Below are 26,742 nucleotides of genomic sequence, written 5' to 3'. Positions count from 1 at the left end.
AGTTTAAAAGGATCAAAATTCCTCTGAAGTTACGCATTTCTACGGCTCCTCCCCATCCCAATTGGCCCGTGCTGAAATTTCGGGTGGGACAAAAAAATGGGTGCAAATCCTTTTGCACCCATTTCCCAGTCCAAACGCAACGGCGCTCACTACTCCAGTTCCCTTCCGTCAATGGTCTTTTGCTCCCGATCCAGCTCCAGCAGCCCTCCGTGGGCTCCTGAGCGGGTGAAAACGCGAAACTTCTCCCCGCCTTTTTTGGGAATGGGCTGGGTGTAGATCGGCGAGCTGGCGGTCGGGTCAGAGCCGTCTTGTGTATAGCGGATGATCAGTCCCGGCGTCTGCACGTTGGCAAAGATCATCCCGTCACGGACCGCCACGCCCGGCTTGGGAACCCGATGGGCGAATCCCCCAAACATGCCTTCAAGCTTGGGGAGTTCTTTCTGGCCTACGGCGTTCGCAAACACATTCCACTCGCTTTCTCTGGCTGCCCTCATCCCAGCCTCCGTGTCCGCGTCTGACCAGGCCGGGTCGCCAGCCCAAGCCCGCTCGATATAGCCCAGCATTTTTGGAAAAATATAGTACTCCAGCATCTCGGTGCCCTTGATGGTCTCCGTCCATACCTGCCCCGACACGCCCAGGATATTGGCGCGTCCCTCCGCCGTCAGACGGGTAAAGTTGCTGCCGACCGCAGTCCAATCCCAATCCTTGCCCTCTATGGTGAGGTCGTGAGAGAGGTAGAGCTTCCCGGGGACCGTCTTCCAAGACTGATACAGGTCCGTCACTCCGCTCCAGGTATGGCCGCGCTCATCGGGATCCCAGTCATAGGCCAGGTCAAAGTAAAAGTTGGCGCTGGAGCAGATGACCACGGGATAGCCCGCATTGGCCAGCTTGTAGGCCATGTCCTCCCCACCCCAGCCAGCTACGGCATTCCAGGCATAGAGCCTCCAGTTTTGATCGGCAAATTTCGGGTTGGGTACCACGGTCTCCCCTTGATGGCTTTGGCCGATTTCCTCCCAGCCCCCCATTTGCAGACCATGTTTCTTCAGGATTTCCGCCGCCCGGCTTCTAAAGTAGTCGTTCAGGTCTTGCTGCTGGATGTCCGGGTTTTCAGCTATGAATTCGTTGCAGACCGGCGAGGCCGTCCACACGCCACGAGGGACCTCGTCGCCTCCGGTGTGCCAGTTTTTCAAATCCACTCCCGCGTCTCGGAACATGCCCTGTACCTCGGTCACGAGCTTTTCATAAAAAGTATATACCGACTCCTGGCACACGCACACAGTGTTCCCCTTGAAGTTTTGCGCAGAGAGGTACTTGCTCTGGTCATCGTCCTCGGCCAGTCGGTATTGCAAAGCTTCTTCTTCTCTCCCTTCGCCCATCAGAGCCCGGTAGCGCTTTTCCATCGCCCGGATGGCAGCCCGGGAATGGGCGGGAACGCCAAACTCGGGAATGACCTCGATATGCCTGGCCTGCGCGTACCGGAGAATCTCCTGAAACTCCGAGATGGTATAAAAGCCCGTGCCGGAGGGACTCTTGGATGGATCTGCACCAGAACCGTAGTACGGCCACAGAAACTCCGCCTCGTCGGTGGAAAAGCCCCTGCGTCCACCAAACTCCGTCAGTTCGGGTAGTCCGGGGATCTCCAGCCTCCAGCCTTCGTCGTTGGCAAGGTTGAAGTGGAAGACATTCAGCTTGTAAAAAGCCATCATGTCGAGGATTTTTAGGATTTGGGTTTTAGGCTGAAAATTCCGGGCTACATCCAGGAAGAAGCCCCGATAGCCAAAGGCGGGCGCATCTTCGATCTCTACCTGCGGTAGTATGAGCTGCCCACTGGCTTCTTTCCAAAATTCCCCGGGCATCATGGCCAAAAACGACTGCACGCCATAGAAAGCGCCTTGGGGTTGGGAGGCCGAGATCAGCACTTTTCTATCCCGGATACTCAGGCGGTAGCCCTCGTCTGGCAGGCCGGACACCTTCTCTAGCTGGATCTGAACCGGCGCTTCAGCGGCATCTATGCGAGGATGGTAGCCCTTGCCGAGGGCCTCCAGGAGAAACTTGGACTCTTTGGCAAACTCGGGGATATCGGATACCGCCAAAGCCGCATTTTTGATGCGCAATGGGTCGCCGGTGTACCGCCAAGACTTTGGACTGGGCAAAAACGGGGGAAGCGCGTCCTCGGGAAGCAGGCTCAGCCCCTCGTTCCTTTCATAGGTGAGTTCTCCCGTGGGAATGGGCAGGGGCGTGTCTTTGGCCATCTCTGCCAATCCGTCGCTACTGATCTCCTGCACCTGATAATCTTTCACTTCAAAATGGCTTCCATCCGACCGCAGGAAAACCAAAGCCTCAGGCGCGTAGGAGTTTTTCAAATAGGGCTCCGCAGACCGATACTCAATCCTCACTTCCTCTCCCGCTGCCAAGGCGGGGGATTGTCCTTCCAAGACAAAGAAGTCTCCCTGAAGATGGGTGATGCCAAGTCCGGGATTTTTCACCTCGGCATTCACCGAGAGGAAAACGGTGTTGAAGTACAGCTTCCAGCCTGAGTCGATCTTTTTGCCGGAAGTATTTTTGAGCACAAGTTCCGCCCAGTGGTGCGGAGCTTCGGTAAAGTGGTTTTCGAGCAGCTTCCAGGAAGCGGAAACCTGAGCCTGCGAAAACCCGAAGGAGATCAGCAGAAGAAAGGTGGAGAGTAGCGTTTTTTTCATCAAGGGCAGTGGGACAAAACCAGATAGAAGCACATAAAGCTTACAGAAAATACCCCAAAGCGGCAAAAATGGGCTAGCCAACCTCCTTTCCATTTTTTATAGTATGCTAAAAATCACTAGCTTATAGAGCGGATGACAGATATTATTTCGTATTAGGCAACCACTTTTATGCAGGCTGAACTAAACCGCAGACCCTCTACGGTATATTTTTCCGACATCGTCGGCTACACCCGGCTGATGGGCAAAGACGAGAATGCGGCCTTTGCCCTCATGAAGGAAAACCTGCGGCTGCATCAGGAGATTCTGGCCCTCTACAAGGGGAAGCTGATCAAGGAGCTTGGCGACGGAATACTGGCAGTCTTTCAATCGTCCATCGATGCGGTAAACGCCAGCCTGGAAATCCAAAAGCGCTGCAAAGAAGCTGCCCACTACCAGCTGCGGATCGGTCTGCAATCCGGCGAGGTCATTTTTGACCATGGGGACGTGTTCGGGGACGCGGTCAACGTCGCCTCCCGTATCCAGAGTGTCTGCATACCCGGCAGCGTGGTCTTCTCCGAGCGCGTGTGCGGGGAGATATCCAAAGAGCGAGGCTTCCAGACCGTCAAGCTGGGCGGATTTGACCTCAAAAACGTAGACCACAGCCTTGAACTCTATGCCCTAGCCAACGCCCCCTTGGAAATACCCAAGCGCTCCGACATCCTGGGCAATATCCGCTATCAGAAAAGAAATCCCTGGAAGTACAGAATTGGGATTGCGGCGATTGTACTGCTCTTCGGAGCCTTGATGTTTTCTGTGTTTTCGGGTGAGGGGACCTGGGAAAAAGACAAGTCTGTGGCTGTCCTTCCTTTCCGAAACCTGGGTGGCGAAGATTTCGGATATTTCCCCAATGCGCTGACGGAAAACCTCATCGACCAAATCGCCAAAGTCAGCTCGATCAAGACAATCTCCTATGCCACGATGAAGTCCTTTTCGGATCCCGACATTCCGCTGGACTCGGTGGCGGGGGTGACGAAAGTCAGCACAATCCTGCGAGGCTCAGTAGAGAAGCTCGCCACCGGAGTGAGGATCAACCTGCAGCTCGTGGACGTGGAAAACAACAAAAACATCTGGACGGAGACTTACATTCGAGAGGGTGAGGGAATCCCGCAATTTCAAAACGACATCGCCCGAGAAATCGCCCGCGTGCTCGACGCCAGGCTTACTGCAGAGGAAGCCACGCAGATCGGCAAGGGCGAGACTGCCAATCCTGAGGCCTATGATTTGCTGCTGAAGGCCAAAGAGCTCTACCGCCACTACGACGACTCCAGCCTACTGGCCACCGAGGCACTGCTCAAAGAGGCCATCCGACTAGACCAGAACTATGCCTTGGCCTACACTTGGCTGGCCAAGACCTACTACCAAATGGGCTTCAACCACCCCGACAGCTCCTGGTATGACCGCAGTCTAGCAATGAGTGAAAAGGCGCTGCAGCTGGAACCCAAACTTGCCGAGGGATTTAGCGCGCGGGGAGCAGCCTACTACGACTTGGGTGAAATCTCCAGAGCGGCAAACGCCTTCGACATTGCCACCTCCTACAATCCAAATTTCAGCGAGGCGATAGGCAACTTGGCCTCCATCCACTTTGCGCAGGGCAGACTATTGGACGCGATAGAACTTCAGAAAAAATCCATCCAGCTCGGCCCAAAATCTTACCTCCCCTATCAGAACCTCGGCTGGATCTACAAAATCTTGGGCGATTTTGAGCAGGCACATTTCTGGTTTGAAAAATCACTCGAACAAAACCGAAACCCGACCACCTACGAGCTGAGTGCCATCGCCTACCTGGAAGAGGGCAACAGAGAAAAGGCGCTGCAGCGGGCCAAGAAAATCTCCGGCCTCGACTACGGGGACAAAGAACTGGGCTACATCTATTTTTATCTCGACCAAAAAGACTCTGCCCTACACTATTTCCGGCGAGTTTTGGCTGAATACGATGGACATCACTATCCCAAATACACCTCCGTCCCGATCGCCTATTCCTACCTTCTGGAGCAGGCTGGGAACCACAAGCTTGCCGATTCGATATTGAATGAAATCACCCAGGTGAAAACCGAAGCCATCAGCCTCGGCTATGAAGACTATTACCTCGCCTTGGATCTAGCCACGATCTATGCGGTCAGAGCCCGACCTTCCGAATCCATGAAGTACCTGGAGATCGCCTTTGAGCGCGGCTGGAGAGATCATTTCTTTACGGAGCACAACCCCATTTTCCAAGAACTTAGAGACGACGAACGCTACAAAAAGATCTTGGGAAAAATCCGGGCTGAGCTCGACGAGACTAGGTCGGCGCTCCAGCCCAGTTCCCTCGAGCGGGAAAAATAGTCCTGAAGCCGCTCCCGCCGCATTTCCGCGAATTGCGCTATCTCTATCAAACAGCCTCCGGCCCTAAGGATTCCGCTTGGGGATGGGATAGGAGGTCGTGCCGGGAGGTCCAAGGACTTTCTCGGTCATCTGCCCAGGAATCCCACCGTTGGCATGGATGATCCCCGCCACTATCGCTGTAGCGGCCGAGGTGCCAGAGGCGACAGAGTAGGTGTCATTGGGGAAGGTCGAAAAAATCATCTCGCCAGGAGCAACAAAGGCGACATTCGCCCCGAAATTTGAAAAGATGGAAAAGGAATTGGGAATGGTCGGAAAGTCAAAATCAATCCTCATGGAGCCAATAGTGAAGACTCCGTCGATCCCAAAGATGCATCCCGGCAGAAAGTCACCGCCGTCTTGTCCTATGCCTCCATTCCCATTGCCCGCGGCCATCACGACAAACACCCCTTTCCCTTTCAGCTTCTCCAGCACAGGCCGGATACCATGACTGTTGCAATTACTGACGAAGTCGCCCAAGCTAAGGGACACGACATCTTTTTTTCCAGAATACTTGGCGACGTAGTCCAGTGATTTTTTGATCCAATTCCACTTTGCCGTCCTGTCATTTGCAAACACTTTGAGCGACACCAACTGGGCGCCGGGAGACACTCCGTTCATTCCGATCAGATTCTGGTTATTGGGTTGGTTTTGGTTGAAGGCCTTTCCAGCCGCCAAACCCGCGCAGTGTGTGCCATGTCCTATGAAGTCTATCTTGGGGTTTCGTTCTTCCACACTAGAAGACACCCAGGACGAGTCCAGGCCAGAAGCAAACTGGGTCTTCAAGTCCTGATGGCTGGCATCTATACCGGAGTCTATGATCCAGATCTTCCGGAGGGTGCTCACCGGATTTGCCCCACCTCCCACATACTTGACTGCCTTGCTTGTGAAGCCGATGGTGTCATATCCCCAAGACGCCTGCATTCGCGCCCGTATGTCTTCTGGAAAGGGGCCCGTCTCCTGCATCCTTGCCCGTATGTCCTGTAGGGTGAAATCTTGCTGGATTGACAGGACGTTTGCCGTGTCCCTAGCCAGCCTTCCCACAGTCTCCGCAGTCAAATTCTCCGCATAAAATCCCGAGGAAGCGTACAGAAGAAAATCCCCCGGCTTAATCTCAATCCCATACTCGGACGCGAAATTCCGGATCTTTTCCTTCTTCTTGATTTCCAATGCGTACAATATTTCCTCCTCTTTTTCCTCGGCGTTGATATATTGCTCCTCTGACAGAATAGGCACAAAAATATCTTCCCTCAACTCGACGATGTAGCTCCCGGCAATCAGGCTTTCTTCTGCTTTGTTGACCTCGTTGATGGTGGCTTGGGGGCTGGAGACCTTGCAGGAAAAAAGCCCCATCAAAACAATCAGTATCAATACATTTTTCATGGCATAAAAATTTAAACAGTTAAAAATCAATACGTTAAAATCTATTTAATTTAGCAAAAACCGGCCTTCCACCTGAATCCTTCCCCAAAGGAAATTTTAGTAATTTCTGCAAGCCGCATTTTTTCCAACTTCCCGATAGTCCTTTTCCCGCATTTCGCCCCTTTATAGGTATTGTTCCTTGATATCTTGCTGATCGCTGTATCTTGAGTTCGACGTGTTACCAAAAAAACCACCTATGTCCATCGACCAACAAGCCAAAGTCCTGAGCAACCGATATCTTGCTCTGGATGTTTTTCGGGGAATGACCCTCGCTTTTATGATCATCGTAAACACGCCCGGCAGCTGGAACGCGCTCTACGCACCCCTAGCCCACGCCGCCTGGCATGGCTTCACCCCCACTGACCTGGTGTTTCCCACCTTCCTTTTTGTAGTCGGCAACGCCATGAGCTTTGCCATGAAAAAGCTCAATGAAATGCCCTCGGGGCAATTTTACCGAAAAGTCATCAAGCGCACCCTGCTGATCTTCCTGGTCGGCTGGTTGCTCAACGCCTTTCCCTTCTACGACCTGGGCCCGGATGGCGAGGTGATCTGGAAAAACCTCCTCGAAGTGCGCCTCCTGGGTGTGCTGCAGCGGATCGCGCTATGTTACTTTTTTGCGGCATTGATCCTGTATTGGGGCGGGGAAAAACTTGGCTGGATATTCAGCATTGCGGCCCTGCTGCTCTATTGGCCTATCCTGTATTTCTTTGGCGACGCGGGCGACCCCTACTCACTGACCACTAACGCGGCGACAAAATTTGACCTCATCGTCATCGGCGCCGAAAGGCTCTACATGGGCGAAGGCCTTCCCTTTGACCCCGAGGGCCTTCTCAGCACCCTCACCTCCATCGTCAACGTGATCGCGGGCTACCTCGTGGGCAAGATGATCCAGCGCAAAGGCAACACCGTCCACACCGTGCAGATCCTGCTCATCGCCGGGGTGGTCCTGATCGCAGGGGCCTACGCCTGGGACCTCGCCTTCCCGATCAACAAAAAGCTTTGGACCAGCTCCTACGTGCTGCTGACCGTAGGCTGGGACCTTTTGATTCTGGCGGGGCTGGTCTTCTTCGTCGAGGTGAAAGGCAGCAAGGGATGGACTTACTTCTTTGTGGTCTTTGGGCGAAATCCGCTCATGCTCTACGTCCTGGCATGGATCATTATGGACATCCTTTCCATGATCCCCGTGGGGGAAAGCAGTCTGCGCGCCCTCGTTTACGACAGCGCCTACACCTCCTGGCTGAGTCCCAAAAACGCCTCTTTTCTCTTCGCCCTGACCTACATGGTGCTGATCTGGCTGATCGGCTGGTGGATGGACCGCAAAAAGATCTACATCAAACTTTAGCATAAAATCGCCCGCTAACCGGAAGGCTTTTGGGGTAAAATGGTAAATTAAACTACTGTTTTACCTCAAAAGCCTTTTTCTATGCTTCTCAGAATCGCCGTTTACAACATGGAGTGGATGCGAAACCTCTTCGAAACCGACGGATCACCCAAAACTACCGGCGCGGACGGCAAGCGCAGCAAAATGCTGGCGGACATCGTCCAAGCCCTGCAAATCGACTTTCTGGGAGTCGTAGAAGGGCCGGACACGCTCGTCAGTGGAGCCAAGACCAGCTCCGGCCAGCTCATCGCCTGGGCGGACGAGTTTATCCCCGGCCATTCTTTTTCAGCCGTACACGGCTTCCCATCCTCCGGGCAACAGGAGCTCGCCGCTCTCTACGACAGCACCAAGCTGAAGGTGCTCTTCACTCCCGAGACCAAAGAAGGGGAACGCTTCAACGAGCCCTTCCTCATGGACACGACCAACCGTCTGATCAAAGAGCAATACCGACACTACCGGCCTCCCCTCGAGCTCAGCATCCTGGGAATGGACGACCAGCTGATCTCCAGGGTCATCATCGCACATACCAAGTCCAAGGGCATCTTTGACAAGGTGGACTACGCACGCTTCGAACAGATATCCCAGCGCGACCGGCTCAAGCTTTTCGGCGAATGCATGCACATCCGGGAGCGCTGCGACCACTACCTGTCTAAGGGACAAAACGTGATCGTGATGGGCGACATCAATGACGGGTTTGAACTGGATTTCTACGAAAACCGATTTTCCAAGAGCGCCGTGGAAATACTCCTCGGCGATGCCTGGCAGCCCGAGTGGATCCTTCGCTCCGTACTCCCCAAGCCCAAGCTGAACGCCTACGGTTGGACTCCCTACTCGGGAAAATACAGAGACCGCATCACCGGCGACCAGTTTAACGTCCTCATCGACCATATCCTGGTGAGCAGGGGGATCAACGTGCGTAAGGGGCAAGTTTGGAATCCATTTTTGGAAAAAGACGATCCCCTCATCCAAAGCCTAAAAAGTCCCCTGATCCAAGCTTCCGACCACTACCCTATTTTGGCGGAAATAGAGATATTGTAGTATCTAGTATCAAGTAACTAGAATCAAGAGCCTGAAAAGCGGAATTGCCTTACCGGCACACTGGCGGGCGATTCTTCCAAAATGTAACCATCTTTCAATCGACAAAAACCATGGACCAAGCCACCCAAACCATGATCGACAACCTCCACAAAAACACCGGGAAAACCCTCGATGAGTGGATCGCTGTCGTAGCCCAGGAAAAGCTCCAGAAGCATGGCGAAATTCTCAAATTCCTCAAGGAAAAACATGCCTTCACCCATGGCTTTGCCAATCTCGTCGCCCACAAAGCCCTCAAGTCCGATGCGGGCTCTGCCGACGATCAGGACGAGCTCGTGAAAAAGCAGTATGTGGGCAAGGAATCCTTCTGGCCGATCTACGAAAAGCTGAGGAAGGAAATCGCCGCCCTGGGAAAAGACGTGGATTTTGTCCCAAAAAACGCCTACGTGAGCGTAAAGCGCAAAAAGCAGTTTGCCATGCTCGTACCCGCGACCAAAACCCGCTACGAAATCGGCATCAACCTCAAGGGCCATCCCTCCGAGGGAATCCTCGAACTGGAGACCAAATCCAACGCCATGTGCAGCCACAAGGTGGTCATCAACCACGAAGAACAGATCCATCCCGAACTGCTGGACTGGCTCCAAAAAGCCTACGATGCCGTGGGGTAGCAGCAATTTCCCTTCTACACGAAAAAGGGCCGCCTTGTACAAAAACAGCGCAGGCCCTTTTTCTTTTTGCTTATTTTCATCGCTTGAGCCTGACCCACGACTTCATGAACAGCCTGAGATTCCGCCACTTGTTTTCCTTCCTCGCCCTGATGATGACCCTGGCTTTTTCCCAAAAAACCAGCGCCCAAATCACCGAAGACACCTACCACCGCGCGGAGTATTTCCTGCTCAATTCCATCAAAAAAGAGGTCTATCACCTGGAAGTCGTCCCCTCCTGGACAGAGGGAAGCCGGGCCTTCGTCCATTCGGCCTACACCGCCGAGGGCAAGCGCTTTTTCCGGACCAACACCCAAACACCGGAAACCAAAGTGGCTTTTGACCACGAAAAACTCGCCAATCTACTCAGCGCCAAAACCGGCGAAACCATCGATCCCCGGGACTTGCCCATCGAGCGGGTATCGATGAGCAACGGCAGCAAAGTCACCTTTGTCTGGAGGAGCCACAACTGGATCTGGAACACGGACAACGACTCCCTGGAAGCCATTCCCATGTCCGAGCGCAACGAGATGGAGTCCTTTTCTCCCGACAAAAAGTGGAAAGCTTTCACCCGCGACTACAACCTGTTTGTGAAAAACCTCGCCACCGGCGAGGAAACGCAGCTGAGCTTTGACGGGAGAAAGAACTTCGAATACGCCTCCTACTACGGCTGGAGCGATCTCATGATCGGGGAAAACGGGGAAAGGCCCGCCCACTTCAACGTCAACTGGTCACCCGACTCCAAAAAAATCCATACGCAGATCGTGGACCTGCGCCTGGCGGAAAAGATGTACCTGCTGGACTTCAGCAAGGACGAAAAGTTCCGTCCCGAGCTGCTATCCTACTATCGGGGCTCTCCCGGCGACAGTACGGTGGTGATGTACATTCCGGTGGTTTTTGACCTGGAGAAAAAGACCGAGAAAAAACTGCCCGCGTATGCTTCCCCCCACTTCATCGGTGTCAGCCTGCGCTGGTCAGAAGACAGCAAAAAGCTGAACGGCTTCCATTTCCCCAGAGGCTTCAAGGAGTTCCAACTGCTGGAGATCGACAGCGAAAGCCTTGAAAGCCGGCAGATCTACTCCGAGTCCTCTCCCACGCACATCAACCGGGAAAACGCCTTTCGAAGGCTGGAAAACGGACAGTTCATCATCAGCTCCGAAAAATCCGGCTGGAACCAGCTCTACCTCCACGACTGGAACAGCGGCAAGGAAGTCCACCCCATCACCTCGGGGGACTTTGTGGTAAACAAGCTAAGCTACCTGGACGAGAAGAATGGCCTGGTCTATTTCGAAGCGTCGGGCAAAGAGGCGGGAGAAAATCCCTACTTCAACCATCTCTACCGGGTCAATCTGGACGGCTCGGATCTGCAGCTGCTCACGCCTGAAAACGCCTACCACGAGCTCTACATTTCCCCCGACGGGAAGTTTGCCGTGGACAACTATTCCGCAGCGAATCAGCCGACCAAGTCTGTCCTGATCGACCTGAAGACGGGCGAACCCATCCATCAAATCTCCGAGGCCGACATCAGCAACCTGACCAAGCGAGGCTATAAGTTGCCGGTGCCCTTCACCGCCACAGCCAAGGATGGCAAGACCGAGATCCAGGGGGTGTATTTCCTCCCGACTACCTTCAGCGCCAAAAAGAAATATCCCGTCATCGACTACACCTACACGGGCCCGCATACCTCCACCGCGCCAAAAACCTTCAAATCAGCCATTCTAGGCCACCAGCAGGCCACAGCCGAGATTGGCTTTGTTGTGGTGACCGTGGACGGGCTGGGCGGTGCGGGAAGGTCTAAGGCCTTTGCGGATGTATCCTACCGCAACCTCGGTGACGGCACCACGGACCATGTCGTGGCGATACAGCAGCTGGCGAAAAAAGAGAAGTTCATCGACATCGACCGAGTCGGCATCTTTGGCCACTCCGCGGGAGGATACGATGCTGGGCGTGCGATGCTGCTGCACCCGGACTTTTACAAGGTCGGCGTGGCTTCCGCAGGAGACCATGATTTCCGTATGGAAAAAGCCTGGTGGCCGGAGATGTACATGGGCTATCCGGTCGGCGACTACTACCACGAGCAATCCAACATCACCAATGCGGCCAACCTGAAGGGACATTTGCTCTTGGCACATGGCGGCGTGGACGAAAACGTCAACCCCTCGGCCACCTTTAAGCTGGCGGAAAATCTCATCAAAGCTGGAAAGGACTTTGACCTTTTCATCTGGCCCAGCCGAAACCATAGCTTTGGACGGCCTCCGGGCGATTATTTCACCAAAAAGCGCTGGGACTACTTCATCGAGCACTTGATGGGAGAAAAGCCAATTCGGCACTATCAGCTGCAAGCGAAGTAGCAAGTATTTGGTATCTAATAGCAAGATTCTACGATTTACGAAGTACGAAACACGAGGTAATCGGGAATGCAAACGACTCTCCGCAGCCCGTCCGCCGTAGCTCGTGCTTCGCATTTCTTTCTCTCGCACCTACTTTCTCTTACTGGCATTTAGAACGGTAATGCCCACGACTTCTCCATCCTCATACCTAATGATCAGGTCGTCGTCGGTCATTTCCGAATCGTCTGAAACAGCGTTTTCCTTAAAGCGCACGTAGAGAACATCCGCCTGTTCGTCGTAGCTAGTCCACACATTTTTGTGTTTTAGAAAATAGGGCAAAACCACTTTGATATCCATGTATTCTATCGCTTCCATAGCAATCTTTTCTTTTTAAGTCGATCAAGTTTCGATACCAAAAATGAGGTAATCAGAAATCCATCATCTTGACTCGTTTCCCTGTAAACAACAACGATAAACGTCCCCAAGTTGCTCAAATAATCCTTTACAGCGATCTTTTCTTGGCTGTTTCCCTCATACACAAAGTCCGGAAAGCTCAGTGTCTCCATCACTTCCGCCCTAAGTTTCAGCATTTCTGGATGTCCCAAACCAATATGCTCCCAACGCTCGTCCGGCACACGAATCAAAACTTGGCCGATCGAAAGAACCCGCTGCATATCTGAAAATACAGATTTTTTCACGAGAAAGAGCAGCGCCAAATTCAGAAAACCTTTCAGAAACCTGGCCCGCCTCCCACTTCCTAACTCCAAACCTCCGCAACAATTTCCCCGCAAAACTTGCTTCTTTTCAATCCTCGGCTAACTTTGCCAACCGAAATGGAAAACAACAATAGAAATATTGGATTTTTAGCAAATGCACAGCACGCCTACCTGCTGCATCACTTCCATCATTCCTCCTGAGGAAGACTTTTATACACCCACCCGGTGATGCTGATGACAGGGATTCGGCACTCCACCAAAATTTTACTGAAACCAAAACTTTCCTAGCGTAACTTGTCCCCATGGAACAGATTATCCGCATTGCCGTGCAGAAAAGCGGCAGACTTTCCGATGACTCACTCAGCCTGATCAAAGAGTGCGGCATCAAATTTTACAACGGCACGGGCAAACTCAAGTCCACCTCCACCAATTTCCCCGCTGAGTTTCTTTTCCTCCGGGATGACGACATCCCCGGCTACGTCGCTGATGGCGTGGCTGACCTGGGCATCGTCGGCCAAAATGAGTTGGTCGAAAAAGACAAGGACGTGGACACCCTCAAGAAGCTCGGCTTCTCCAAGTGTCGGCTTTCCCTGGCCATCCCCAAAGGACAAGACTATTCCGGCATCCACTATTTTGAGGGAAAAAACATCGCCACTTCCTACCCCAAAATCCTTGGCGACTACCTGAAAGCCCAAAACATATCCGCCGAAATCCACGAAATCAGCGGCTCTGTGGAGATCGCTCCCAGCATTGGCCTGGCCGAGGGGATCTTTGACATCGTCAGCTCCGGCTCTACCCTCATGATGAACGGACTCAAGGAAGTCGAGGAAGTATTCAAGTCCGAGGCGGTACTGATCGGAAACAAGAACCTCGCGGATTGGAAAAAGGCCATCCTGGACAAGCTCCTCTTCCGCATCAACGCCGTCCAGACAGGCAAAAGCAACAAGTACGTCCTGATGAACGCGCCAAATGAATCCATCCAGCGCATCATCGAGCTCATCCCGGGCATGAGAAGCCCCACCATCCTGCCACTGGCACAGGAAGGCTGGTCGTCCATCCACTCCGTACTGAGCGAGGATCAGTTTTGGGAAAACATCGAGGAGCTCCGCGCCGCCGGCGCAGAAGGCATCTTGGTCGTTCCCATCGAAAAAATGGTTATTTGATACTAGTCAACAGTCCACAAAAGGCTACCTGAAAACCCCAATTTCCGCAACACTTCCGTCTTCGGTCTCCGGTCTTCCATCCCCCTTCCCCAATTCTGGGAATTTGGATTTTTGACAGAAATATGGACAGTTTAAATTTTCCACACCCTATGCAACTCTTGGTCAACCCATCGCCCGAAAAGTGTAAAAAGAACCTGGCCCGGCCAGTACATAAAACCAAGCAGATCAACAAGATCGTCAAGCCCATCCTGAAAAAGGTGGAGAAAAGCGGCGACAAAGCCCTGCGGAAATTCGCCCAGGAATACGACCATGTGCACCTGGAAACGCTCCTGGTCTCCGAGCAGGAAATCCAATCCGCCAAAGACTTGGTGAGCAAGGACCTCAAGGAAGCCATCGTCGCTGCCAAGCAAAACATCGAGCGCTTTCACGCCGCGCAAGCCACGCCCGAACTGGTGGAGGAAGTGATGCCAGGGGTGGTTTGCCGGAGAAAAAGCGTCGCAATCCAGCGCGTAGGCCTGTACATTCCGGGAGGCACTGCTCCCCTGTTCAGCACCGTGCTGATGCTCGGCGTCCCCGCCAAGCTGGCCGGATGCCCCGAGATCGTGCTCTGCACCCCGCCAAACCGCGAGGGAAAAATCCACCCAGCGATCCTGTTTACGGCTGATCTGATCGGCATTACCAAAATCGTCAAAGTAGGTGGCGCACAGGCCATCGCCGCGATGACCTTTGGCACAGACAGCGTGCCGCAGGTGGACAAGATCTTTGGCCCCGGAAACCAATACGTGACCGCCGCCAAACAGCTCGTGACGCGCTACGGCGTAGCCATCGATATGCCAGCCGGACCTTCCGAGGTCTTGGTCTATGCGGATGAGACGGCTGTTCCGGCCTTTGTCGCGGCGGATCTCCTTTCCCAGGCAGAGCACGGCATCGACTCCCAGGTGGTCTTGGTGACTCCTTCGGAGAAATTTGCCAAGAAAGTCCTGAAGGAAATCAACGAGCAACTGGAGGACTTGCCCCGCAAGGACATCGCCTACAAGGCCCTGGCCAACTCCACTGCAGTGGTCATGGAGGATCGCAACAGCGCCATCGCCCTGATCAACCAATATGCTCCCGAGCACCTGATCATCGCCGTAGAAGACGCAGAAGAGGTCGTTGACAGGATCGTCAATGCAGGCTCGGTTTTCATCGGCAACTACACCCCCGAGTCCGCCGGTGACTACGCCAGCGGGACCAACCATACCCTGCCCACCTACGGCTACGCCCGCAACTACAGCGGCGTGTCTTTGGACTCTTTTGTGAAAAAGATCACCTACCAAAAAATCACCGCGGAGGGCCTGAAAAAGATCGGCCCAGTGGTCGAAATCATGGCTGAAAATGAGCTGCTGCAAGCCCACAAAAATGCCGTCACCATCCGTCTCAACTCCCTGAAAGGCAAAAAGAAATGAGCTTTGACCTGAATTCACTTTTGCGTCCCCACATCGCAAAACTCCAGCCCTATACCTCCGCCCGTGACGAGTACACCGGCAAGGAAGGGGTCTTTTTGGATGCCAACGAAAACCCTTTTGGCTCCATCACCGAGCAGGATTTCAACCGCTACCCAGATCCGTATCAAAGCGCCTTGAAGGCAGAGATCGCCAAGATCAAAGAAGTTCGCAGCAGCCAAATCTTCTTGGGCAACGGTTCTGACGAGGCGATTGACCTGCTGTACCGCGCCTTTTGCAATCCCGGCAAAGACAACGTCATCCTCCTGCCTCCCACCTATGGGATGTACGAGGTGAGTGCCAGCATCAATGATGTGGAGATCCGAAAAGTAGCGCTGACGGAAGATTTTCAACTTCGTCCTGAAGAGATATTGAAAGCCGCCGATGCAAACTCCAAGATCCTTTTCATCTGTTCTCCAAACAACCCTTCGGCCAACAAGGCCAAGCGCGAAGACGTGCTTTTCCTTCTCCAAAACTTCAAAGGATTGGTCGTGGTGGACGAGGCCTATATAGACTTCAGCGACGAGCCTAGCTTCACTACGGAGCTGGACAAGTTTCCAAACCTGCTCGTGATGCAGACCTTCTCCAAGGCCTGGGGATTGGCTTCCCTGCGTCTCGGGATGGCTTTTGCCAGCGAGGAGATCATCCGAATCCTGAACAAGATCAAGCCTCCCTACAACATCTCTGGGCTTACCCAAGACACTGTTTTGGCGGCCATCGCGGACAAAGGCAAAGTGGAGCGCATGATCCGTGAGATACTCGACGAGCGGGAGTTTCTGCAAGGCGAGCTGGAAAAGCAGCCTTTTGTGCAGAAGATCCATCCCTCCCACGCCAACTTCCTTTTGGTGAAAATCCCAAATGCCACGCAGGTATATGACGACCTCATTGGGGAAAAAGTGATCGTGAGAAACCGCGCCAAAGTCCTGCTCTGTGAGGATTGCCTGCGGATTACGGTTGGGACGAGGGAAGAAAACGAGGTACTCATCAAGGCGCTCGTGAAGGTGAATTTGAAAATTGAAAAATAGTTGAAAAGTCGACAGTCCACAGTCGACCGCTTTGCAGCATAAAAAATTAACTAGCCGGCCGTGGACTGTAGTCCGTCGACCGTTGACAAAAAATACAACCATGAAAAAACGAGTTCTCTTCATAGACCGGGACGGCACCATCATCAAGGAACCGCCCACCGACTACCAAGTTGACAGCCTGGAAAAGCTGGAATTCCTGCCCAAGGCCATCTCCAACCTTCGCAAGATCGCGGAGGAAACCGACTACGAACTGGTCATGGTGACCAACCAAGACGGTTTGGGTACCGACTCTTTTCCCGAAAAAGACTTCTGGCCAGCCCAATACAAGATGCTCAAGACGCTGGAACAGGAAAATATCACCTTTGCCGCCATCCACGTCGATAAGACCTTTGAGCATGAAAATGCGCCAACGCGCAAGCCGAGAACCGGCCTGCTCACCGAATACTTCTCCGAGGACTACGACCTCGCCAATTCCTACGTGATCGGCGACCGGGCGACAGACGTACAGCTGGCAAAAAACCTCGGCGCAAAAGCCATCTTCATCGGCGACGCGAATCCGGATGCGGCACTGTCCACCACGGATTGGGATGCGATCTACGACTTTCTAAAAATGCCTCCCCGCGCGGCCGAGGTGAAGCGCACCACTTCCGAGACCGATATCTACATCAAGCTCAATCTGGACGGCAGCGGCAACTGTAAGATCTCCACCGGCCTGCATTTCTTCGACCACATGCTGGAGCAGCTGGGCAAGCATGGCAGCACCGATCTGGAGATCCAGGTCAAGGGCGACCTGCACATCGACGAGCACCACACCATCGAGGACACGGCTTTGGCGCTGGGCGAGGCCTATCTGAAAGCACTGGGAGACAAAAAGGGCATCTACCGCTACGGCTTTCTCCTGGCAATGGATGATTCCCTGGCCAACGTGGCAATTGACTTTGGTGGAAGGCCTTGGCTGGTTTGGGACGCGGAGTTTAAGCGGGAAAAAGTCGGCGACATGCCCACAGAGCTCTTTTACCACTTCTTCAAGTCCTTTTCCGACACGGCCAAGTGCAACCTGAATATCAAGGTGGAAGGCGACAACGAGCACCACAAGATCGAGGCGACTTTCAAAGGACTCGCCCGAGCCATCAAGATGGCCGTGATGCGCGATCCGCGAAACATCAACCAGCTTCCCAGCACCAAGGGGGTGCTTTGACTGGTTGATAGCTGTTTTAGTCCATAGCCCATAGCTTCGCAAAGGAGGCTACATGGATAGAAAAACACCTTCCGGACTTGAAATCGGGAAGGTGTTTTTGCTTTTTGCGCTCTTCGGAATTTGCAACCCCAAGTAATAGACTTCCAACTTCCCGACCTCCTGCCTCCTTGCTTCCAAACCTGTCACTGAGCTTGTCGAAGTGAACATTTTTTAACCCACTCCACTTTATATTTCGATTCCATTTTTGTTTATTTAGTCATGGAACGATTTTTAAATATAGCTACGATCATCTCATGCGCGCTGCTGCTTTTCTCCTGCGCTGCCGACCCCGCCCAGATCGAGGCCATGTACCAAAACGGAAGCTATGAACGGGCCATCTCAGCCATCAATCGACGGCTCTTTTTCCATGTGAACGACGTCAAGTCCCTGCACATCCGCGCCCGCTGCTTTGAGGAACTGGGAGAGATACGCGAGGCCATGGACGACTACCGCAGTATTCTGGACATCGACCCCAACTATGCCCAAGCCCATGCAGCCATCGGCAAGATCCTTTTCGAAAAAGAAATGTACCGGGAGGCCGAACTGCACATCCTTAGGGCGGCTAGCCTGGATCCCGAGGACTTCGAAATCATCTACCTCACCGGCCGCAGCCAGCTCATGATCCAAAACTGGGAACGCGCCGAGCTCTTCTTCAAGCAGGCCGAAAAGATGGATCCCGAGTTTGCGCCGATCTACTACTACACCGGAATGGCCCGCGCCAGCCGTGGGGATATCTACGGTGCCGCGGCTTCCTTCAATACCTATCTGAAAAAAGAACCCAACAACCTGGTCGCCAGGTACAACCGAGGCTTTGCCATGATGAAGATCGGCTACCTGCCCTGGGCGCTAGAGGACTTTGACTTTGTGCTGAAAAACCAGCCAGACCACATCGAAGCCCTAGGCAAAAAAGGCATCTGTCTCGCCCGCATGGGCAACCCTGAAGGCTGTCAGATGATCCAGGAAGCCGCCAAAAAAGGAAGCGACTACGCCGAAAGCCACTTGGAGAAGTATTGCCTGTAAAAAGGCGAGCTGATCCCCAAACCTATCGAAAAGACGGTCCCTGAGCTGGTCGAAGGGACGATCCCTCAATTTTCCGGATACCAGTTTCTCAGTCTGACCTCTACCTCCGGCGCAGCGGCATTCACCAAGGTTTTGAACTTTTCCACATCGCTCAGGCCTTCTGTTCCCCGATAGTGGTAAGGATAGACCACCTTGGGCTTGAAGTCGGACACGGCACTTGCCGCCTGCTCCACATCCATGGTATAGGGCAGGTTCATGCAGACAAAGGCCACATCGATCCCCTTCAAAGCCCGCATTTCAGCAATGTCTTCGGTGTCTCCCGAGAAGTAGAGCTTCTTTCCGCCCATTTCCACCACATAGCCATTTCCCCTACCCTTGGGATGGCGGCTGTCGGCCGTCTCGGGCAGATTGTACATGGGGAGGGCAGTGATCTTAGCCCCGGAGAAGTCGGTGGAAGCGCCATTGGCCAAAACGACCACGGCTTTGTATTTGTCCTTGGGAAGCTTCTCGGCGACCGCCTGCGGAGCGATGATCGTCGCTTGGCTCAGCTCCAATCCATCCAGCGTCTCCTGATTGTGGTGATCCCCGTGGATGTCCGTGATCAGTACTAGGTCCGCAGCTTGCTGTCCTTCGAAGCCTTTAGCACCACCATAAGGATCTACGTAGAGGGTAAGCCCTTGATAGGACACCACCAGAGTCCCGTGTAGGATGGGCTGTATGGCGATGGACCCGTTTTGTGCAGGGATCTGGTCTTGGCCAAAAGAAAGAAAGGGAACCCAAAAAAGGAGGCAGAGTAGTTTTTTCATCTGTAGAGCTGTTTCGTAATCAATCGAATTTGGAAAAAAATGTTTGGATTTCCTGAAGAAAAGCACGTTCATTCGACGATAACGAATAGCCCTTTTTCGCAGTGGTGATTTTACAATTCCTGTACTAATTGAATATAATTTCCGCAGGTATCGTTGATAATGGCATATTTTACCTTTCCCTCTTCGGTCGGCTTTACGGTAAATTCCACACCAAGCGCGGTCAATCTCTCATATTCAGCATCCACATTGTCCACGTCAAACTGCGTCCAAGGAATCCCCGCTTCTTTCAGCGCGTTTTGAAAAACTTTCAATGGTTCAAAATGGTTGGGGCCAGGCTCCAACAAGAGTTCCGGCCCATCCTGCCAATCTTTCGCAAACAAGGTTAGCCATCTATTGCCACCCCCTAAGGGTTCGTCCTTCTTTTTAAGAAAGCCCAGTTTCTCGGTATAAAACCTCAATGCTTTTTCCTGGTCTTGCACTGGAATGCTTGTGAGAGTTACTTTCATCTTTTTTGTTTTTTAAAGTTACTGTGGACGGTTTCGGGCTTTGAGTTCAGGTCAGTATCGAATCAATTTCCTATCCACCGAAACCAAAAGTGGACACGGAGACAAAAGTTTGCTGTTAGCCGTCCAGCCGAATAAGTTATAGCCTGTTGTTGATAGAAGTGCTTCATTCACCACACCACAAGTCAGACTCCATGTCGTCAAAGTATATTATGAAAACCCTGTAATCCTCAATGTTAGCTCCTTTCATTTTTTTACCCCTGAGGAAGTCGAACGAAGCCAATGCTTCCTTTTCGAAGTCTATTTTTGCGACCAGTGTCTTAAACCCAGTTGTCATCTCGTCCGCTGTCCTGTTGCAGTAATCAATCCATTTCTCTCCTTTTCGTCTCTCGTCCGGGTCATATGTCAACCAATACAGCTCAAAGGTTCCCTCGGGTAAAACAATTGCACTTGGCCACCGGTGACTGCCAATTTCAATTTTCGTGCGGCCTCAATTGTGGCAAGGACGTCATTTTGTCGCCAACCAAGCTCGTTACCACTCCTAATCGCTTTGGTAATAACCATAAAAGGCAGTCGTCTTTCCTCTATGCTAGCTATCGTCATTGTCCTGAAGTACTACTATCAACGTTTAAATGGTGCGTATCCCGTACAGGATCTACTGTATCAATTATTGTTGCAAGGCACTTTTCTGTACTATTTTTACAACCCTATAGATCACTATTCCAATTACAACAATGTTAATGAAAATCCAAAGATTGAAACCGATATAATTTACTTTTTGCCAAAAGATCATACTCTCCATACTCCAATATTCGCCCTTACTAGCATCATAAAAATCATCATAGTTCATCAGCAACAAACCAAGAACGAAATAGACTATCAAATCGAAGATTGCTATAGCTAATCCAATCAAAATATTTCTAATCGTAAATATTTTAGCCACGATATTTCATCTCAGGAATTCTCAATTTCAAAAAATCCTTCTTAATTAACTCAATCTGGGAAATCTCAATAGTTTCTTCTTCTCGTCCGTGCGGTTTCCATTTTGTCAAAGCATTGATTTTAAATTCACCTGTGTCATTCATTCCTGTCGGAAAAATAGCCCTGTCAAAGTCAGTCCAAATACTTACTTCTAATATTTCCAATTGACTCAAGTCGCAATTGTGTGATTCAAAATGATCTAGTAGCCATTCCAAGTAATCATTTAGTAATTGATTACTTTCTTCTGACTCTGCTTGTCTAGGTAGAATTGTCTTACTTATAAAGTCAAAAGTTGACTTAGTGTCAAGGCCAAGATTATACAAATCAATTAAAACATTCACAGCTAGACATCCACTTCTCGTATAATCAACACTAATGAAGGAGTGAGTAAAATTATGAATTGCTGATTTATAGTTCTTGTACTTCATTGTCTTTCTTTTTAATCCCTCAAAAGCGGCTTTGCATAGGGCTTGTGAAGGATCTATGACCACAATCTTTTCCACCAAAACCAACTTCTATCACTAGTACTGCTGTTTGTCACATCACTCTCCAGAGTTTTGCTTTTATACGATTTTGTGGGCAGATTTCTTTCTTCTGTTCGTTGCTGTTCGTCTGTCATTTTAAATCTTGCCCATAACCCTCGTATTTGTCCCGCTCCCTACTCTGTGTCGTGTTTATGGGGAAGAAGGATTTCTTCCCCGCTTTTTTTCATTCCCAAATTAACCATTTCGTCCACGCCACCCAGTTCCCCTTCTAAAATCTGGTTGAAAAAAAACCAAAAGAACACCTCCAGCTAGACGCAGTCATGAGCACCTAGCGAAAATCCCCTCACCAACCAAAAGCTCGTTCTTTTGGACTAACCGCTTTCGAAGAATTACTCCAAAACAAACTGACTTCCTACTTCCGTACTTCCTACTCCCCGACTTCCCACTTCCCCGTCTCCTACTCCAGCAAGCGCTTGCGCAGCGCCTCTCTGTAGTTCGGAATCGCTTTTTCAGACAAAGCCAAAAAGAGGTAAGGCTCGATCAGTTCCAGTTCCATCAGGTGGAAGACCCCTTCGATTTCCACTCCGTCCCCACGTCCGTAGAGGGTGTCTTTTCCGAAGGTATCCATAAGCCGCTGGCAGGAATCCAGCATCGCCGCGCTGGGCTGTATCTCCTGGATAGTCCCCCCAAAGTAGTGCTGGACGCGGAAGTCGGCCTTGGCCGGGGTCTTCAGCACGGCATGGGAAAACTGCCCGTTGAAAAACAACACGGAATATTCCCCCACCTCGGCCACCTCGGGGATGTAGGGCTGGGCAAGGAAGTCCTCGGCTTGCAGAAGCTCGGCTACCCTTGCCGACTGATTTTCCCAGTCGGAGACGGGGATCCTCAGCGTGTTCTTTGCCCCACCGCTGACCAGGGGCTTGACCACGATGGTGTCGCCCTTGACCTGCTCCTGGATCCGGGCTAAGTCCGGCTGGCTGCCTTTCTCCAGGATGAGTCCGGAGACCACTGGAAAGCCCTTGGAGGCAATTTCGAGCAGGTATTCCTTGCTTGAGTTCCATTGGATGGTATCGAGATCGTTGAGCACGGGGATGCCGAGCGCCCTGATTTTGGCTATCCAAAGCAAAAAGTCCACGTAGTAGTCAAAGTAATCCCAGGGCGACTTGATCAGCAGATGGGAAAAACGGCTCCAGTCCAAGTCCCTGTCCGACCAGACGGTGACCTCGTGGGAGATACCCAATCCGCTCAGGATGGACGAAAGGATCTTGTCTTCGTTGACCGTGCCGGTGTCGTAGGCACCGACGGAATGGTAGCTGACAATGGCGACATGCAGGGACATAGGCGTTTTTTGCACAAAACTAGCTTTTAAGCAAAATTCACAGAGACCGCTCTTAAAAAATTGCCCCAAAACCTTACTTTTGGCCTTTAAACCCGCCATGAGCCACCGCAAACTCGTCATCATCCCTACCTACAATGAGCTGGAAAACATCAGCGACATGGTGCAGGCGGTGATGGGACTGGCCGGTGATTTTGAGCTCCTGATCATCGATGACGGGTCGCCCGACGGCACCGGAGCCATCGTCAAATCCCTCCAAACCTCCTACCCCCAGCGCCTTCACCTCATGGAGCGCGAGGGAAAACTCGGCCTGGGCACCGCCTACATCGCCGGCTTCAAGTGGGCCCTGGAGCGCAGCTACGACTTCATCTTCGAGATGGACTGCGACTTTTCCCACGATCCCAAAGACCTCATCCGGCTCTACGAGGCCGTGAAGGACCGAGCCTTTGACCTCGCCATCGGCTCTCGCTACATCACGGGCGTGAATGTGGTCAACTGGCCCATGGGACGCGTGCTGATGTCCTACTTTGCCAGCGTGTACGTGGACTTCATCACGGGACTGCCGGTGAAGGACGCCACCGCAGGCTTCAAGTGCTACCACCGTTCCGTACTGGAGGGGATCAAGCTGGATGAGATCAAGTTCATCGGCTATGCCTTTCAGATCGAGATGAAATTCACTACCTGGAAGCTGGGATTCAAGATCATCGAGGTGCCGATCATCTTCACCGACCGCACCAAGGGGACGTCCAAGATGAGCCCCAAGATCTTCAAGGAAGCCGTGCTCGGCGTAATCTGGATGAAAATCAAAAGTATTTTTTCCCCCTACAAGCTCAATCGAAGCGGATTGACTTGATCGGATCGACGCGGGAGATCACCAGCACGGGAATCCAAAGCACCAGGGCGGTGAGGATGGTGATCCCGATATTCAACCAAACAAACACCGGCCAGTTCCACTCTATCGGCACATAGCTCATGTAGTAGCTGGCAGCGTCCAGTGGCACGAGTTTGAATCGGTCCTGCAGAAAACCAATCCCTATCCCGATCGCATTGCCGAGGATCAATCCCCGGCCGAGGATCTTCATCCCGTTCCAGAAGAAGATGCGGCGGATCTGGGCATTTCTCGTGCCTAGGGCCTTGAGCAGGCCTATCATCTGCGTGCGCTCCATGATGAGGATGAAAAGGATCGCGCCCATATTGAAGATCGCGACGAAGCCGATCAGGGAGATGAAGACCACGACGTTGGTATCCAGCAGCGTGAGCCAGTCAAAGATCTCCAAAAAGCGGCCTCGGCTCTCGACCAGCTTCAGGTCAAAGTCGAGGGCGTTTTCGATTTGGGGGAAATAGGCCTCGGTCTGCTTGGGATCGTCCACGAAGACCTCCAGGCCTCCGATCTGGTCGGCCGTCCAGCCGTTGAGGTTTCGGATGGTCTGGAGCTCGCCGATGACGATCTTTTCGTCAAAATTTTCCAAGTACGTCTCAAAGATTCCCACGACCTCTACCCTTCTGAATCTCGGCGGATTCTGCACGAAATACACCGTCACCTTGTCGCCCACGTTGAGCAGGAGCTTGTTGGCGATCACGCGGCTGAGGACGACTTCGTTGCTCGTGCCGGAGTCCGGCAGGTGGAGCATGCGTCCCTCGACGAGGTATTTGGAAAAGGCGAGCGTGTCAAAATCCCGGCCCACCCCCTTCATGAGGATGCCCTCGACCTCCTCGTCGCCCTTGAGCAGTGCGGCCTTGTGTGCAAAGGACTGGGTTTTGGTGATGAAGTCGAGCTGCTGGGAGTTTTGGAAAAAGTCCGAGTTGAGCGAAAAAGGCGCCTCTTCAAAGGCGTTGCTCATCTGGAATCGCTGCACTTGGTAGTGCCCCGTGAAACCAAAAACCCGCTCGGAAACGGTGTTTTGAAAGCCTCCCAACACCATGAATGCCAGGATGGAAACTCCCAGCCCGAGGGCGAGGCTCCAGACCGCGATGCGGTGGATGGTACCCGAAAACCCTCCGGCCTGCTTGAAACTGATGCGCTTGGCGATGAAATAGGAAAGGTTCAAAAGGGCTTTGTTTCGTTTATGTTTTTACTTTTTGAGGACAATAAATTTGGTCAACGGTCCACGGTCGACAGTCCACTGAGGATCGCTCGCTATGTCAGCCTGAGCACCTGAGCGACGAGAGTCGCGAAGCCGAAGGCACAACCTCCCATCAACTAACACCGCTCTTTGTGGCAATGGATCGGATAATCCTAGTAATTTGCGTCAATGGGATTCCCGGGGCGGTAGCGGCTTCTGTCTCCCGTCTTCCAAAATCTTCCCGCAAAATAGCATGAAGCAAATGAAAAACTTATTCCTGATTTACTTTTTGGCTTTCTCATTGACACTTTGCACGACGGGTGTCTCCTTTTCCCAACAGACCGTTCTGACCGGATCGGAGCGCCCAGACCTGTACCTTCCTATGCTGGAGGGCAAAAAGGTAGGCCTAGTCGGCAACCAAACCAGCATCCTGCCCCAGTCCGCCAACAAGCACGTCGTGGATTTTCTGCTGGAGAAAGGCATTGCGGTGAAAAAGGTCTTTGTACCCGAGCACGGTTTCCGTGGCACGGCGGATGCGGGCGAAAAGGTGGACAACAGCATCGACCAGAAGACCGGGCTTCCGATAGTCTCTCTTTACGGCAACAACAAGAAACCCAGCGCCGCCCAAATCGCCGATCTCGACGTGCTCATCTTTGACCTCCAGGATGTGGGAACGCGCTTTTTCACCTACATCTCCACCATGCACTATGTGATGGAGGCCTGTGCCGAGCAGGGCAAAAAGGTCATCATCTTCGACCGCCCCAATCCAAACGGCAACTACATCGATGGCCCCATGCTGAAGAAGGGGTTCGAATCCTTCGTCGGAATGCACAACATCCCCATCGTCCATGGACTGACCGTGGGCGAACTGGCGCAGATGATCAACGGAGAAAAATGGCTCAAGGGAGGCATCATGGCCGATCTCACCGTGATTCCGGTCTCGGGCTGGACGCACCAGACTCCCTACAACCTTCCCGTAAAGCCTTCCCCCAACCTGCCCAGTGACTTGGCGATCAAGCTCTATCCCAGCACCTGCCTTTTTGAGGGCACGGTGGTGTCGCTGGGCAGAGGCACTTACTTCCCCTTCCAGGTCTATGGCTATCCCGATCCCAAATTCGGCGACTTCACCTTTACCCCCGTCAGCATAGACGGCATGTCCAAGACCCCGCCCCTTCAGGACAAGCTCTGCTATGGCGTGGATCTGAGGGGAGAATCCATGGATCATCACTTCACCTTGAGCTATCTCCTGGATGCGTACACGAAGTCAGGCATGAAGGAGAAGTTTTTTAACAACTACTTCAACACCCTAGTCGGCACCGACGAACTTAAAAAGCAGATCCTTGCCGGAAAGACCGAGTCCGAAATCCGCGAAAGCTGGAAGGCCGGACTGGATCAGTACAAGATGAGGCGGGAGAAGTATTTGATTTATAAGTGAGGGGGATTTGAGATTTGAGATTTGAGATTGGCAAAGCCTGATTTTGAGGTACCCGCTCTTCGGGATTGCAATTCCGAACTAGGGGTCTTGGAATTTTAAATCCGAACCATGAATAGCCCCCGGCTTAAGCCGGGGGCTATTCATGGCGATTCGATCTCGTCAATGGCTTTAGCCATTTATCAACTACTCACCGCTCTTCGGAATTTGCAATTCCGAAGCGTTACAACAGAAAGAATTTATACTAAGTATGAAATGTGGAGGTCAAATCTGCTTCCAATTACATTTTCAATGAAATCAGCAATTTTTATATTCACACTAATTTCAATGTCCTTTCAGGCATATTCACAAGAATTGGAATGCTCCTGTGACAAAGCTGAGATCGCTGAAGAAAACAAATGAGCATTCCCCAATCTTTAGGACAGGAATGGTTTGAGGTCAAGTATACAGGAAGGGCGTGAGTTTTCCATATTTCCACACCTGAAAATCCCTATTTAGATTTTCAAGAAGTGTGGGAATGTGGGAA

The 26,742-nt window shown here is 52.3% G+C and carries 21 protein-coding genes; 12 read left to right on the top strand and 9 right to left on the bottom strand.

From position 1 onward, the window contains the following. Window positions 1-149: 149 nt before the first annotated feature. Entirely contained in the window at window positions 150-2,699 is a 2,550-nt protein-coding gene (locus tag J0A68_RS05785) for a family 20 glycosylhydrolase (RefSeq protein WP_206577249.1), read from the bottom strand. Window positions 2,700-2,867: 168 nt separating this feature from the next. Between J0A68_RS05785 and J0A68_RS05780 the strand changes: the two genes are divergently transcribed. Beyond that, complete coding sequence (locus J0A68_RS05780) at window positions 2,868-5,060, top strand: adenylate/guanylate cyclase domain-containing protein (RefSeq protein ID WP_206577248.1); 2,193 nt, start codon at window positions 2,868-2,870, stop codon at window positions 5,058-5,060. A 63-nt stretch (window positions 5,061-5,123) separates the two neighbouring features. Here the strand turns inward: J0A68_RS05780 and J0A68_RS05775 are convergent, their stop codons facing one another. Further along, entirely contained in the window at window positions 5,124-6,479 is a 1,356-nt protein-coding gene (locus tag J0A68_RS05775) for a S8 family peptidase (RefSeq protein ID WP_206577247.1), read from the bottom strand. A gap of 235 nt (window positions 6,480-6,714) precedes the next feature. Here J0A68_RS05775 and J0A68_RS05770 point away from each other — a divergent pair, with 235 nt between their 5' ends. The 4 genes from J0A68_RS05770 (at window position 6,715) to J0A68_RS05755 (ending at window position 11,989) form a co-directional block, all read left to right on the top strand. Next, window positions 6,715-7,860: an acyltransferase family protein gene (locus J0A68_RS05770; RefSeq protein WP_206577246.1), complete on the top strand. Its 1,146-nt coding sequence runs from the start codon at window positions 6,715-6,717 to the stop codon at window positions 7,858-7,860. Between the two features lie 81 nt (window positions 7,861-7,941). Next, entirely contained in the window at window positions 7,942-8,937 is a 996-nt protein-coding gene (locus tag J0A68_RS05765) for an endonuclease/exonuclease/phosphatase family protein (protein ID WP_206577245.1), read from the top strand. 110 nt (window positions 8,938-9,047) lie between these two features. Next, the gene (locus J0A68_RS05760) at window positions 9,048-9,602 is read left to right on the top strand and encodes a DUF5655 domain-containing protein (protein WP_206577244.1); all 555 of its coding nucleotides are present in this window, start codon (window positions 9,048-9,050) and stop codon (window positions 9,600-9,602) included. A gap of 104 nt (window positions 9,603-9,706) precedes the next feature. Next, window positions 9,707-11,989, top strand: a complete 2,283-nt coding sequence (locus J0A68_RS05755) for a S9 family peptidase (protein WP_206577243.1) — start codon at window positions 9,707-9,709, stop codon at window positions 11,987-11,989. 129 nt (window positions 11,990-12,118) lie between these two features. On the opposite strand, the gene J0A68_RS05750 is transcribed toward J0A68_RS05755, so the two are convergent. Next, window positions 12,119-12,343: a DUF2283 domain-containing protein gene (locus J0A68_RS05750; protein WP_206577242.1), complete on the bottom strand. Its 225-nt coding sequence runs from the start codon at window positions 12,341-12,343 to the stop codon at window positions 12,119-12,121. After that, window positions 12,331-12,666: a hypothetical protein gene (locus J0A68_RS05745; protein WP_206577241.1), complete on the bottom strand. Its 336-nt coding sequence runs from the start codon at window positions 12,664-12,666 to the stop codon at window positions 12,331-12,333. The genes J0A68_RS05750 and J0A68_RS05745 overlap by 13 nt, the downstream gene beginning before the upstream one ends. A 320-nt stretch (window positions 12,667-12,986) precedes the next feature. Between J0A68_RS05745 and hisG the strand changes: the two genes are divergently transcribed. From hisG to J0A68_RS05720, 5 genes are all read left to right on the top strand, one after another. Then, entirely contained in the window at window positions 12,987-13,847 is an 861-nt protein-coding gene (gene hisG, locus J0A68_RS05740; RefSeq protein WP_206577240.1) for an ATP phosphoribosyltransferase, read from the top strand. 149 nt (window positions 13,848-13,996) lie between these two features. Continuing rightward, window positions 13,997-15,292, top strand: a complete 1,296-nt coding sequence (gene hisD, locus J0A68_RS05735) for a histidinol dehydrogenase (protein ID WP_206577239.1) — start codon at window positions 13,997-13,999, stop codon at window positions 15,290-15,292. Beyond that, window positions 15,289-16,353: a histidinol-phosphate transaminase gene (gene hisC / locus J0A68_RS05730; RefSeq protein ID WP_206577238.1), complete on the top strand. Its 1,065-nt coding sequence runs from the start codon at window positions 15,289-15,291 to the stop codon at window positions 16,351-16,353. The genes hisD and hisC overlap by 4 nt, the downstream gene beginning before the upstream one ends. 100 nt (window positions 16,354-16,453) lie before the next feature. Continuing rightward, window positions 16,454-17,551, top strand: coding sequence for a bifunctional histidinol-phosphatase/imidazoleglycerol-phosphate dehydratase HisB (gene hisB / locus J0A68_RS05725; protein ID WP_206577237.1), 1,098 nt, complete (start codon window positions 16,454-16,456; stop codon window positions 17,549-17,551). Between the two features lie 258 nt (window positions 17,552-17,809). Beyond that, complete coding sequence (locus J0A68_RS05720) at window positions 17,810-18,610, top strand: tetratricopeptide repeat protein (protein ID WP_206577236.1); 801 nt, start codon at window positions 17,810-17,812, stop codon at window positions 18,608-18,610. Between the two features lie 65 nt (window positions 18,611-18,675). Here J0A68_RS05720 and J0A68_RS05715 read toward each other — a convergent pair whose 3' ends face one another. From J0A68_RS05715 to J0A68_RS05700, 4 genes are all read right to left on the bottom strand, one after another. Continuing rightward, window positions 18,676-19,416 carry an MBL fold metallo-hydrolase gene (locus J0A68_RS05715; protein WP_206577235.1) on the bottom strand — a complete coding sequence of 247 codons (741 nt, stop codon included), beginning with the start codon at window positions 19,414-19,416 and terminating at the stop codon, window positions 18,676-18,678. Between the two features lie 110 nt (window positions 19,417-19,526). After that, entirely contained in the window at window positions 19,527-19,922 is a 396-nt protein-coding gene (locus tag J0A68_RS05710) for a VOC family protein (RefSeq protein ID WP_206577234.1), read from the bottom strand. Window positions 19,923-20,854: 932 nt separating this feature from the next. Beyond that, the gene (locus tag J0A68_RS05705; RefSeq protein ID WP_206577233.1) at window positions 20,855-21,403 is read right to left on the bottom strand and encodes a hypothetical protein; all 549 of its coding nucleotides are present in this window, start codon (window positions 21,401-21,403) and stop codon (window positions 20,855-20,857) included. Window positions 21,404-21,842: 439 nt separating this feature from the next. Beyond that, the gene (locus J0A68_RS05700; protein ID WP_317195091.1) at window positions 21,843-22,739 is read right to left on the bottom strand and encodes an ATP-grasp domain-containing protein; all 897 of its coding nucleotides are present in this window, start codon (window positions 22,737-22,739) and stop codon (window positions 21,843-21,845) included. Window positions 22,740-22,821: 82 nt separating this feature from the next. Here J0A68_RS05700 and J0A68_RS05695 point away from each other — a divergent pair, with 82 nt between their 5' ends. Next, window positions 22,822-23,574, top strand: a complete 753-nt coding sequence (locus J0A68_RS05695; RefSeq protein ID WP_206577232.1) for a polyprenol monophosphomannose synthase — start codon at window positions 22,822-22,824, stop codon at window positions 23,572-23,574. Here the strand turns inward: J0A68_RS05695 and J0A68_RS05690 are convergent. After that, complete coding sequence (locus J0A68_RS05690) at window positions 23,552-24,769, bottom strand: ABC transporter permease (protein WP_206577231.1); 1,218 nt, start codon at window positions 24,767-24,769, stop codon at window positions 23,552-23,554. The two genes, J0A68_RS05695 and J0A68_RS05690, sit on opposite strands and share 23 nt — an antisense overlap. A gap of 268 nt (window positions 24,770-25,037) precedes the next feature. Here J0A68_RS05690 and J0A68_RS05685 point away from each other — a divergent pair, with 268 nt between their 5' ends. Continuing rightward, window positions 25,038-26,219, top strand: a complete 1,182-nt coding sequence (locus J0A68_RS05685; RefSeq protein ID WP_206577230.1) for an exo-beta-N-acetylmuramidase NamZ family protein — start codon at window positions 25,038-25,040, stop codon at window positions 26,217-26,219. Window positions 26,220-26,742: the final 523 nt, after the last annotated feature.

Source organism: Algoriphagus oliviformis (assembly GCF_017254915.1).
In the GTDB taxonomy this organism is placed as follows: domain Bacteria; phylum Bacteroidota; class Bacteroidia; order Cytophagales; family Cyclobacteriaceae; genus Algoriphagus; species Algoriphagus oliviformis.
The sequence above is the reverse complement of the archived record's forward strand: the minus strand, read 5'-3'. Positions and strand labels throughout refer to the sequence as shown.

Bases quoted from the DNA above. Each gene is read 5' to 3' on its own strand.
- hisG (WP_206577240.1), top strand. From the start codon at position 12,987: ATGGAACAGATTATCCGCATTGCCGTGCAGAAAAGCGGCAGACTTTCC.
- J0A68_RS05695 (WP_206577232.1), top strand. From the start codon at position 22,822: ATGAGCCACCGCAAACTCGTCATCATCCCTACCTACAATGAGCTGGAA.
- J0A68_RS05720 (WP_206577236.1), top strand. From the start codon at position 17,810: ATGGAACGATTTTTAAATATAGCTACGATCATCTCATGCGCGCTGCTG.
- J0A68_RS05775 (WP_206577247.1), bottom strand. From the start codon at position 6,479: ATGAAAAATGTATTGATACTGATTGTTTTGATGGGGCTTTTTTCCTGC.
- J0A68_RS05780 (WP_206577248.1), top strand. From the start codon at position 2,868: ATGCAGGCTGAACTAAACCGCAGACCCTCTACGGTATATTTTTCCGAC.
- hisC (WP_206577238.1), top strand. From the start codon at position 15,289: ATGAGCTTTGACCTGAATTCACTTTTGCGTCCCCACATCGCAAAACTC.
- J0A68_RS05785 (WP_206577249.1), bottom strand. From the start codon at position 2,699: ATGAAAAAAACGCTACTCTCCACCTTTCTTCTGCTGATCTCCTTCGGG.
- J0A68_RS05765 (WP_206577245.1), top strand. From the start codon at position 7,942: ATGCTTCTCAGAATCGCCGTTTACAACATGGAGTGGATGCGAAACCTC.
- J0A68_RS05750 (WP_206577242.1), bottom strand. From the start codon at position 12,343: ATGGAAGCGATAGAATACATGGATATCAAAGTGGTTTTGCCCTATTTT.
- J0A68_RS05770 (WP_206577246.1), top strand. From the start codon at position 6,715: ATGTCCATCGACCAACAAGCCAAAGTCCTGAGCAACCGATATCTTGCT.
- J0A68_RS05760 (WP_206577244.1), top strand. From the start codon at position 9,048: ATGGACCAAGCCACCCAAACCATGATCGACAACCTCCACAAAAACACC.
- J0A68_RS05715 (WP_206577235.1), bottom strand. From the start codon at position 19,416: ATGAAAAAACTACTCTGCCTCCTTTTTTGGGTTCCCTTTCTTTCTTTT.
- hisB (WP_206577237.1), top strand. From the start codon at position 16,454: ATGAAAAAACGAGTTCTCTTCATAGACCGGGACGGCACCATCATCAAG.
- J0A68_RS05685 (WP_206577230.1), top strand. From the start codon at position 25,038: ATGAAGCAAATGAAAAACTTATTCCTGATTTACTTTTTGGCTTTCTCA.
- hisD (WP_206577239.1), top strand. From the start codon at position 13,997: ATGCAACTCTTGGTCAACCCATCGCCCGAAAAGTGTAAAAAGAACCTG.
- J0A68_RS05710 (WP_206577234.1), bottom strand. From the start codon at position 19,922: ATGAAAGTAACTCTCACAAGCATTCCAGTGCAAGACCAGGAAAAAGCA.
- J0A68_RS05755 (WP_206577243.1), top strand. From the start codon at position 9,707: ATGAACAGCCTGAGATTCCGCCACTTGTTTTCCTTCCTCGCCCTGATG.